Below are 8,957 nucleotides of genomic sequence, written 5' to 3'. Positions count from 1 at the left end.
GGGTTAACNCTTAGTTTTCCCAAAGCTCTACTATACTAAAATCTAGAGTAAGTATAGCAGTAAAATTTATCAACTTTTTTAAGTAACTGACCAAGTAACTCCCCACACCTGCCACACCTGCCGCGCCACTCTGTCTTTCCCTGTTTTACTCATCCCTGACCTTGTCTAATTGTTCTGTTAAACTGAGTACTTGCACCATTGTCATTAATCCTAGGGTGGGCAGTGCCTACCAACGCGCTTTGCAAGCTTGATTATCTGTCTGGTGCACTGCCCACCCTACATGAACTACATGAACTGACCTTGTCTAATTGTTCTGTTAAAGTTATAATAGTGGAATTTGCCATCAGCTTTAGCCCTTGACCGTTCACCATGATGATCACTGCCCAAGACATGACTGCTATTGATGAGAAGCTCTCCAAACGCTTTATTGAACTCGATCCAGAGGGCTACTTCATTATTTACATAGACCGAGAGGCAAGTCTGATCTGTGCTGAACACTACAGTAACAAAATTAATGAGAAAGGCTTAGCAGTTGATCCAGAAACCGGAGAACCATTTCCCTGCGATGGTAAATTAAACCGTACTCCCACCGCTATTTTCAAAGGTAGGACAGCCAAGGAACTAGGCATGAAAATTACCGAAGAAACTAAACCCTGTCCTTTAAGTCGTTTCGATCACGCCCTTTACCTAGGACGAGAATTTGTCAGAGCCGAGATAGCCATGATCAATGGCGAAGAGTATATTCAAGATTAGTGAATAGGTAAGCATTCAGCCATCAGCATTCAGCTATCAGCATTCAGCTATCAGCATTCAGCTATCAGCATTCAGCTATCAGCATTCAGCTATCAGCATTCAGCTATCAGCATTCAGCTATCAGCATTCAGCTATCAGCATTCAGCCAAAGACTATGAATCCCTGACAGCAGACCTAAAAGAGATTAAACGAATGCTTACCTGTTTTCTTAAAAAGCTGACGGCTGACCACTGATAGCTGATAGCTAATGCTTACCTGTTTTCTTAAAAAGCTGACGGCTGACGGCTGATAGCTAATAGCTTACGAGCTAAGTCAGGTCTGTCGGTGATTATACCATGTACCCGATTATCATTTAGAAGCTTTCCAATCGTTTTTTGATCATTTACAGTCCAAACAAAAACCGGTTTGCCCTGTTTAGCAGCAATTTTCAATAAACCAAATTTTAACGTTTCCCACTGTAGTGCTAGTATATATGGGGTAAATCTGATCAGTTTCTGAAACACCAAAATCCCGAAAACCCTCAGTAATATAATCATAAATTTATTATTTTTTTTACTTAATAACAATCCCGTTTTAACTTCAGGATAATTTTATTTTATCCATCTTAACGATGGAATATTAAATGATAAAATTACAAAGTAATCTATGTTGGTATATCCCATTACTAAGGCCATGACTTTTTCTTCATAGCCTTCCTCTTTTAATTCAACCGCTAGTTTAATCTTGTTACGAGTCAGTCTTAAAACGTCTTCAACCGTAGGCACTCTAAACCCTTGCTGACCAGCAATGCGATTTATTTCGGGAGCATCCCAATTTGGCACGTTAGCTCTTTTTAGGGGGCTGAAACCCTTGAAATATCGTTGCTTTGGGTAATATTGTTTCCAAAATGGGATGCTCCCTTTATTTCTGCAAAGCTTAACTGACTGATAGCTTTATTAGCTATCATTGGATCATGATGGGAAATCAATACCCCATCTTTAGTGATTCTTACATCAAATTCGATAAAGTCAGCCCCAAGTTCAATCGCTTTTTCTTTGGCTTAAATAGTAGTAGTATTTTCTTTGGCACAATTAGAAGCTCCACGATGGGCAATTATCCTATTAGTCAGCATATGTAGCAAAGGGAACAGGGAATAGGGAACAGGGACTTCGGAGCAGGGAACAGGGTAAGTGTGGGAGGTGTGGGAAGTGTGGGAGGTATGGGTAGGTGGGGAGTCAGATGAGCAACGGTTGTGTCCCCCCCTTGTTAAGGCGTTCAAGGCGGGGAGGCAAGCCATTGCACACAACCCCTCCCCCATGAGCCACTGCATCGCTCTTTGCTACTGATCCGAAGTTCCCGACTCCCGACTCCCGACTCCCTCGGTGCGCTTACAGTCGTCGAATTAAATTCGCCACGGGTCGCACCGCTCCCGACTCCCGACTCCCGACTCCCTATTCCCTAAAATCTCAAATATAGCTCACCTATTTGAGAAGCGCTATATCATCGAGGTGCTGGCAAGTCATGAACATTGCGAATGGTCACGGAGCGAGCTAACTTATAGGCTGCATAGGAATCCACCAAACCGGATCCAGTTGCTCCGTCGTGTCCCTCTCCTGCTGGTTGACCATGGGCGCTCTTGCCCAGCTTAACATCTCGCGCTGATGCCCGTAGAATCTGCTTAATCAGGGATGGAGACAGACCAGGTTGCACCTGCTTAAGCAAGGCACAAACACCCGCTACTTGGGGAGAAGCAGCACTAGTACCGCTGATCACCGCCCAGCCATCATCAGTAGCCGTTTCGTCCTGATTCGGATACTCACCGCCGCCCAAGCCTTGGTCAATTTCGTCCCCTGGTTCAACGGGCAACATGATATAGGCAGCCCGGGGTCGCATTCCCACCAGTCCACACAGATCAGGGACGTGGCGTCCTGGATAAATTTGGCTATCAAAGCTACTGGCGTAGTTGGAAGCTTCTAACCGAAAGTCATTGCCCTCAACAGTATCGTGGGCATAGACTCCACCCACAGAAATCACTTCTGGCATCTGACCAGGAAATCCATAGTGTCCGTTACCAGCAGAGAAACAGACGGTAATACCACGCTCTTTGACTGCTTCAATAACTGCTGCCTCTAGGGGCTTGAGGAAATTCGGTAGATGGCCTTCTGGGATACTCATGCCCCAGCTGTTGGTCATCACCGCTGGATGTAAATCCGATGCCATCTTAAACGCCAGGGTGGGGTTACTCCCCATTTTGACACCAATAAAGTCAATATCCGGTGCATTGGCAAAAATATTTGCTGCTTCAGCCGTACCATGACCATTCTCATCCCGCTCCACGTTTTGAGCATCTGGTGCCAGGGTTGCCTGGTAGTTGTAGCCATGCCACTCGTAAAAGGGATGCTTGTAGAATCCAGTGTCTACCATTGCTACTAAAACTCCCTTACCGGTTACCCCGACTTTGTGGACAGGGGTCGAGCGACATACCATAGCTACATCAGAGGGAACATTAAGGTGATGATAACGAACCCGTGGAGGCAGTGGCGACTCAAATAAAATCGGTGGACGTTGGGGATAAGCGCGCTCTATCAACCCAGATAGCTCTTCGGGAATGGTAAAGGGAGCACCAGCAACATGGCGCAAGAAGGTCACTTGTCCCAGGTTCGGATGAGCCTCGCTAATGAGTTGGCTGTCCCGTTCAACTCGGGTGCTAAAGACCCGTTCCCACAGTTCCCGTGGTCCATCAGCACTAATGGAAAAGGTTCCGATTTGCTGGACGCGAAAGCCAAGGGATTGTAAAACATTTGCAGCTTGAATGCCCCGTCCAGGGGGTGGGGCGAATTGTTGAAGATTCTCCGGTTGGAGGTAGGTGTCAGTGGCGAACATGGACTGGCCACTTTCTGATACGAGAATGGCTTCAAAGGAAACTCGCTCTTGTCCAGTCTGTAGTTGTTGTATCATAATTATCCTGTTAGTTAAATCCTAGTTAGACAGCGGTTGATGACTATGGCTGTCTTTGTTGATCAACAAACCAAGTTGGTTTACTTCTTTGGTTTACTTCTTTAGTGTGGTATATGTGATCACATATTGACGTCACCCTCGTGGGTACTTGTGTTTTGTTCGGTTTTTGTTTAAAATTCCCCAGGGTGTTTTTGACTATTGAACAAACCGTGTGACGCATTCCCCCACCTCGTTCAGGTGGGGGTTAGTCCATGCCAAAACCAATCGCTAAAAACATGAAGCAAAAATTAAATAATTGCCGCCTTATATTTGATAGGTTAAAATAATAAATATAATTTATTTTATTTAGACCAGTGAAAGCGGCAACCAAAGTAATTAGAACCGATAAGTGGAAACTAAATCCAACCCCCGATCAAAAATTGCTATTTGGGGAGACGGTTAAGGTGTACCGCCGTGCTTGTCGATATTTGGTTGGAATCATTTATACTCACTGGTCTGAATTAGGTTGCTTGACAGCTGATCAACTAACTCCTGCTGTTGAACGTCTAATGCATGAGACTGCCAAGCGTCCTAATATAAAGTATCCTCAGTTTAATCAAGCATTCTACAAATTTCCCAGTTATTACCGTCGTGCTGCGATTCGGCAAAGCCGACGCTTCGCGAACGCTTTTGCTGCGGGTCAGGTTAGTAGTTTTGTGACCCGTTACCGAGAATGGCAAGCGGGCACTAGAAAAAGACGCAGCGATAGTCCTCCGAGACTGAATGCTGATACTGGTTGCTACCCAGCTTTATACAAGGGTCAATGCTATAAATTACATGGCTTTAACCAAGTCGATATCAAGGTATTTAATGGCTTAGATTGGGTTTGGACTACAGTTCAAATTACCGGCCTAAGAGAAAGACACCAAATAGCTAGTAACAAAATACTATCGCCTTCATTGATATTCAATGAAAGGGTCTGTCATTTATCCGTTCCGTTCAGTTGTAAGCCAGAAAAACGAAAACCAGAGGCTAATGTAACAGCAGTAGATCTAGGAATTAATACTACTGCGACAATCTCAGTTGTAACCCACAGCGGCACTGTAATCCACAGGAAATTTATACACCCAGGAAGAGACATAGACCGTCGGGATAAGCGACTAAAGTCCGTATCTATGCGGGCATCTAAGACTATGGGCAAAGGAGGAAAACTTCATAAAGGTTTTTGCTCCAAGACCTATCAAAAATGCCGGAGAATCAATCACCAAATCGGGCACATTGTTTCTAAGCGAATTGTTCAGATTGCTGAAGAGTTTAACTCCGAAGCAATTGTGTTTGAGAGTCTTAAGGGATGGAAGCCCAAAGGGGGACGGAAACGCTCTAACCTCCGGCAAAGGTTTCATGGATGGCTCAAAGCAAAAATTCGCGATTTTACTGAGATGAAATGGGTTGAGTTAGGCGGCAAAGTAATAGAGGTTGTGGCAGCTTATACCTCCAAACTCGCCTACGATGGTTCCGGCAAGGTCAAACGTGATTCAAAAAATTATGCCCTAGCAACCTTCTCCTCAGGTAAGCGGTTTAATGCCGTTCGCGTAGCGTGGCCTACGGCCAATCTAAACGGCGCTTACAACATTGGTGCTAGAGGTGTGTTTAAACTCACTAACAGAAATGGTAGTGGGGGTCGTTCCAGCAAAAGCCCTGGACGATCGCCTAGAAGCTGGGCTTGCCTGTGTGATCTCTGGGTTAGGGATAACCAAAGATTAGCATAGGACACCTCCACCTCGGCGATAGCCAGGTGGGGGAAGCTTCATGATTTGACTATAGAAAACTACAGGCACGACCCGATTGTGCCTCTAGCCTGGACAATGTTCGGATTATCGTTAACTGGATCAGAAAAATTCTGGGGGTTCTACAAACATCACCCCAGTTACCAAGGTTTGTAGTTGCTCAGGAATTTGTAGATTGTCAACCGCAGCTTTGGGATAGGTAACGTCACTGCCATCTATCTCCTGGATCAGGGTTTTCTGCTGTGGTTGGAAGGAAACATTGAAAGTTGATTCCCACAGGGATTGCGGGGCTTGTACACTGATAGTCGGTCCAATGTGCAGGATCCGGAAGCCAAGTTGTTGTAGAGCTAAAGCAGCTTGTCTAGAGTGGTTGGGGGATGACTGAATTTCTGCTGAAATCGTGTTTTCCGGCATAGAACCCCTCCGATGGAAAGTCTGGCGTCGTTGATTTTTGGGTAGGGGCGACCCATTCGAGCCAGTAATTCGGGCAAGTAATTAATGGCTCAAACCCTAGGTTTTATGTGCTTTTGCTTCGCCCTCCCATAGGCTAACCTAGAGTTTCCCTCAATTAAGGGTAACTTGTCAAGCTATAGCGCTACCCCCGCTGGAATCCGGATTCTGGAATCCGGATTCCGGAATCGGGCGGGGGAAGAGTGTGGTTAGAGGGGCGGGTGCGCGTGGGGAGAGGCAGGGCTGTTTAATTCTTTGGCATAAATTGTCAGATCAATGGGATTGAAAGGAAGGTGGGGTGCTGGGGAGAGGTTTTTTTTGAGGTTAAAAATCCCTATCTCCCTATCTCCCTATCTCCCTACATCCCTACCAATCACATTTTAGTCGGACAATGAAACAGCGCTGTTTTGATAGTCCTGAATAGGACCGAAAAAATTCACCAGCTCTTTTCTGTAGATTAGCTCCAGGTCATGGAATCAAGTTTGGTGCCAGTTCAAAAGTGAGGGGATTTTTTTATTGGTATTAATTTATACACAAAAAATACAAAAGTTATACGTTTTATACGTTAGCGCTAACGCGATCGCAATCATCAGATTTGCAAACTATAAATATCAGTTAATTTACTTAACGTGATTTTACTGACAGCTCAGGCTATGATCGAGTTAGTCACACAATTAGTAAACCAATTAGTTACAGACTACAGTCAATTAATTAATTCAAATAACTAGGGCGTCTATAACATGAACATAACTAAATTTTTAAGCAGTGGATTAGTTTTAGGGTCTATAGTTTTGGGAGCAGTAGGACAAGCCCAGGCAGCTGATATCGTCAAGTCCTGGTTAGCCGATGAAGCTCATAGCAACCCAGACACATATTGGTCAGGACATGCTTTCTGGTTACCTGAGTTGGACTCAGGGAGATTTGTATTTGACACTTCAGGTATCTTTAATGAATACGATGATGGGAGTGCTAATTTGTTGGGTACCATCGTTTCCGAAAAAGATGATACTAAACAATGGGAGGTTGATATTTGGTTCGAGAGCACACCAGAACCTTGGGGAGGACCTAAAAAGGAACTACCGAAGTCTGAATACGTAGAAAAAGGTGGCCCCGTCGATACTAGTAATTGGCGCTACTATAACATGGATGAAACTCGGGCGACCTTAAGTGGCCTAGGTTTCTACGATGGCAAGGAACTGAATCTTTACCAAAGACCTGAAAATGGTAAATACGCCTTCCAGGTTGGGGTTGGAGCTAATGGCAAAAAACACTAACTTTGGTATGTCTGGCTGGCTAGGTGCTACGGGTTCTTTTACTCTTAGCAATGCTGATATTAATGTTGATCTAACTCTGGATCCTAACCATCCTTCCAATTCTCAACCTGTTCCTGAACCCATGACAATGGGCTTGTTCAGCCTAAGCTTGCTGGGATTAAGTGTGACGTCATTAAAGCGCAAGTCTAAGGAATTGGTCTGACCTAGGAATTTTAAAGATTCCCGGATTTTTTCGTCGGCATAGCTGATTCAACCAGTTCTCTGTAGGAACTAGACCACTTTCTCGTAGTCTGTTCCTTTTTTAGGTTTTGTGGTAAGCATTCAGCTATCAGCTATCAGCTGTCAGTTCTCAGTTCTCAGTTCTCAGTTGTGACTTGGCCACTGACAAGTTTCTAGTTTCTAGTTTCTAGTTTTAAGTGACTATCAACCAAGAAGGATAAGTAGTAAACTGGATAGGTTATAAAACTAGTAAGCTCAAACTATTAATCTCAAAAGATTAAATAGTACATTAACTCAGATGTCAGCTGAGGATTAAGCTCAAGGCGTCGTTGAAGGTCAGCCAGATTACGGTATGGGCCACCATCAAAGCGATTTTGCATGATCGCTCTAGCTAAAAACAAGTCCACTGCTGGAATTTTCGTCAACTGTTCTAGAGATGCGGTGTTAGGGTTGACTAGCCCAGGCGTTACTAAACTCTCAGCATCGTAGTAACAAAACCTCAAAATTGGTTGCAAGGGTGTCAGACGTTGTACTGACCAACCTAGGGCAGCGGCCAAATCTTCTAAGCAGCAAAATTGCACACCGCTGCTGGTGAGTTCAAAAAGCGTCCGCGCCTGATGGATAGATATCCCTGGCAATCTCAGCCAATCATCCACACCAGCTTGATTCACATCAATGGTGAGCCCCAATTTGGCAGCTACAGCAATTTCTTCTGTGGATTGTAGCCGATAGTAGGGGTCACGCTTCAGCCTATGCTGAATTGATTGCTGATTTGGGTTTTGTCGAGTCTTGGGTGATAGCCAATCAAAAATTGCCATGAAACTCAAGCAATTAGGTCAAGTAATTGACGACGTTTTTGTTCAAATTCATACTCAGACACTAGTCCCTCCTGACGCAGGCTGTCTAGCTGTCTTAGGGCATCGGCAATTTCCCCTACCTTGGCTGGGTCAATCCCAGCCGATGGATTCTCTGAGGAAGATACTGTAGACTCAATACCGAGGTTAAAATTGAGGTCAAACTGATCTTGACTTTGTAGTAAATACCACACCCCCTCTATAGCACTAGCAATGCGAGGAATGGGTGTCCAACACAGGAGTAAGTACATTACTCCCCAGAAGGGTTGTCCGAGATAAAATTTGTGTAATCCACAAACGGGGAGCACTACCCCACTCAATGCCAGTAGGGAAGCGACTTTACGGCTTTTTGGCTTGCTCAACATACTTGCTTTGACCCGCGTTGAATAGCTTGGTGGAGATCCAAAAACTTTCAATCCTATGTTCCTATAATAATTACTTATCTCAGAGTCGAAACTTAGAGGTTACAGGTTATAGGTTGTTCCCGTAGCGTGGCCTTTTGGCCAAGGTTAACAGGTTACAGGTTAATAGGTTGAAGGTTCAACGGTCTAACCTTCAACGGTCTAACCTTCAACGGTCTAACCTTCAACGGTCTAACCTTCAACGGTCTAACCTTCAACGCTCCAACCTACCCTACAACGAACGCCTTGGGCGAACAACTGACTAATCTTCAACGGACTAATACGGAAAACCGAATTTTGTCC

The 8,957-nt window shown here is 44.7% G+C and carries 12 protein-coding genes and 1 pseudogene; 6 read left to right on the top strand and 7 right to left on the bottom strand.

The genetic code is table 11. The features are described from left to right. Nucleotides 1-369: 369 nt before the first annotated feature. Nucleotides 370-753, top strand: a complete 384-nt coding sequence (locus LYNGBM3L_RS15950; protein WP_008185234.1) for a DUF4346 domain-containing protein — start codon at nucleotides 370-372, stop codon at nucleotides 751-753. 263 nt (nucleotides 754-1,016) lie between these two features. Here LYNGBM3L_RS15950 and LYNGBM3L_RS15945 read toward each other — a convergent pair whose 3' ends face one another. The 3 genes and pseudogenes from LYNGBM3L_RS15945 to LYNGBM3L_RS49900 form a co-directional block, all read right to left on the bottom strand. Beyond that, nucleotides 1,017-1,289: a glycerophosphodiester phosphodiesterase family protein gene (locus LYNGBM3L_RS15945; RefSeq protein ID WP_008185232.1), complete on the bottom strand. Its 273-nt coding sequence runs from the start codon at nucleotides 1,287-1,289 to the stop codon at nucleotides 1,017-1,019. A 54-nt stretch (nucleotides 1,290-1,343) separates the two neighbouring features. Then, on the bottom strand, nucleotides 1,344-1,574 hold the full coding sequence (locus tag LYNGBM3L_RS40880) for a PI-PLC domain-containing protein (RefSeq protein ID WP_008185231.1): 231 nt from the start codon (nucleotides 1,572-1,574) through the stop codon (nucleotides 1,344-1,346). A gap of 11 nt (nucleotides 1,575-1,585) precedes the next feature. After that, nucleotides 1,586-1,780: pseudogene (locus LYNGBM3L_RS49900) on the bottom strand (glycerophosphodiester phosphodiesterase family protein); the annotation flags it as partial. Nucleotides 1,781-2,068: 288 nt separating this feature from the next. Here LYNGBM3L_RS49900 and LYNGBM3L_RS48740 point away from each other — a divergent pair. Continuing rightward, on the top strand, nucleotides 2,069-2,194 hold the full coding sequence (locus tag LYNGBM3L_RS48740) for a hypothetical protein (protein WP_267872046.1): 126 nt from the start codon (nucleotides 2,069-2,071) through the stop codon (nucleotides 2,192-2,194). Nucleotides 2,195-2,232: 38 nt separating this feature from the next. On the opposite strand, the gene LYNGBM3L_RS15935 is transcribed toward LYNGBM3L_RS48740, so the two are convergent. After that, nucleotides 2,233-3,690, bottom strand: coding sequence for a S8 family serine peptidase (locus LYNGBM3L_RS15935; protein WP_008185227.1), 1,458 nt, complete (start codon nucleotides 3,688-3,690; stop codon nucleotides 2,233-2,235). A gap of 353 nt (nucleotides 3,691-4,043) precedes the next feature. Here LYNGBM3L_RS15935 and LYNGBM3L_RS15930 point away from each other — a divergent pair, with 353 nt between their 5' ends. Beyond that, nucleotides 4,044-5,438, top strand: a complete 1,395-nt coding sequence (locus LYNGBM3L_RS15930) for an IS200/IS605 family accessory protein TnpB-related protein (RefSeq protein ID WP_008185225.1) — start codon at nucleotides 4,044-4,046, stop codon at nucleotides 5,436-5,438. Nucleotides 5,439-5,558: 120 nt separating this feature from the next. Here LYNGBM3L_RS15930 and LYNGBM3L_RS15925 read toward each other — a convergent pair whose 3' ends face one another. Continuing rightward, nucleotides 5,559-5,870, bottom strand: a complete 312-nt coding sequence (locus LYNGBM3L_RS15925; RefSeq protein ID WP_008185223.1) for a hypothetical protein — start codon at nucleotides 5,868-5,870, stop codon at nucleotides 5,559-5,561. A gap of 776 nt (nucleotides 5,871-6,646) precedes the next feature. Here LYNGBM3L_RS15925 and LYNGBM3L_RS15920 point away from each other — a divergent pair. Together LYNGBM3L_RS15920 and LYNGBM3L_RS15915 are read left to right on the top strand one after the other, a co-directional pair. Further along, nucleotides 6,647-7,180, top strand: a complete 534-nt coding sequence (locus LYNGBM3L_RS15920; protein WP_008185221.1) for an SP85-like N-terminal domain-containing protein — start codon at nucleotides 6,647-6,649, stop codon at nucleotides 7,178-7,180. Continuing rightward, entirely contained in the window at nucleotides 7,164-7,382 is a 219-nt protein-coding gene (locus LYNGBM3L_RS15915; protein WP_008185219.1) for a PEP-CTERM sorting domain-containing protein, read from the top strand. The genes LYNGBM3L_RS15920 and LYNGBM3L_RS15915 overlap by 17 nt, the downstream gene beginning before the upstream one ends. Nucleotides 7,383-7,668: 286 nt before the next feature. Here the strand turns inward: LYNGBM3L_RS15915 and LYNGBM3L_RS15910 are convergent, their stop codons facing one another. Both LYNGBM3L_RS15910 and LYNGBM3L_RS15905 read right to left on the bottom strand, forming a co-directional pair. Next, nucleotides 7,669-8,217: a ComEA family DNA-binding protein gene (locus LYNGBM3L_RS15910; RefSeq protein ID WP_008185217.1), complete on the bottom strand. Its 549-nt coding sequence runs from the start codon at nucleotides 8,215-8,217 to the stop codon at nucleotides 7,669-7,671. A 5-nt stretch (nucleotides 8,218-8,222) separates the two neighbouring features. Beyond that, on the bottom strand, nucleotides 8,223-8,618 hold the full coding sequence (locus tag LYNGBM3L_RS15905; RefSeq protein WP_008185215.1) for an NINE protein: 396 nt from the start codon (nucleotides 8,616-8,618) through the stop codon (nucleotides 8,223-8,225). Nucleotides 8,619-8,752: 134 nt separating this feature from the next. Between LYNGBM3L_RS15905 and LYNGBM3L_RS38450 the strand changes: the two genes are divergently transcribed. After that, nucleotides 8,753-8,920 (top strand): pentapeptide repeat-containing protein, encoded by a 168-nt coding sequence (locus LYNGBM3L_RS38450; RefSeq protein WP_081431903.1) that lies wholly within the window; start codon nucleotides 8,753-8,755, stop codon nucleotides 8,918-8,920. The last annotated feature ends 37 nt before the right edge of the window (nucleotides 8,921-8,957 follow it).

The sequence above is a fragment of the Moorena producens 3L genome (genome assembly GCF_000211815.1).
Classification (GTDB): Bacteria; Cyanobacteriota; Cyanobacteriia; order Cyanobacteriales; family Coleofasciculaceae; genus Moorena; species Moorena producens.
The sequence above is the reverse complement of the archived record's forward strand: the minus strand, read 5'-3'. Positions and strand labels throughout refer to the sequence as shown.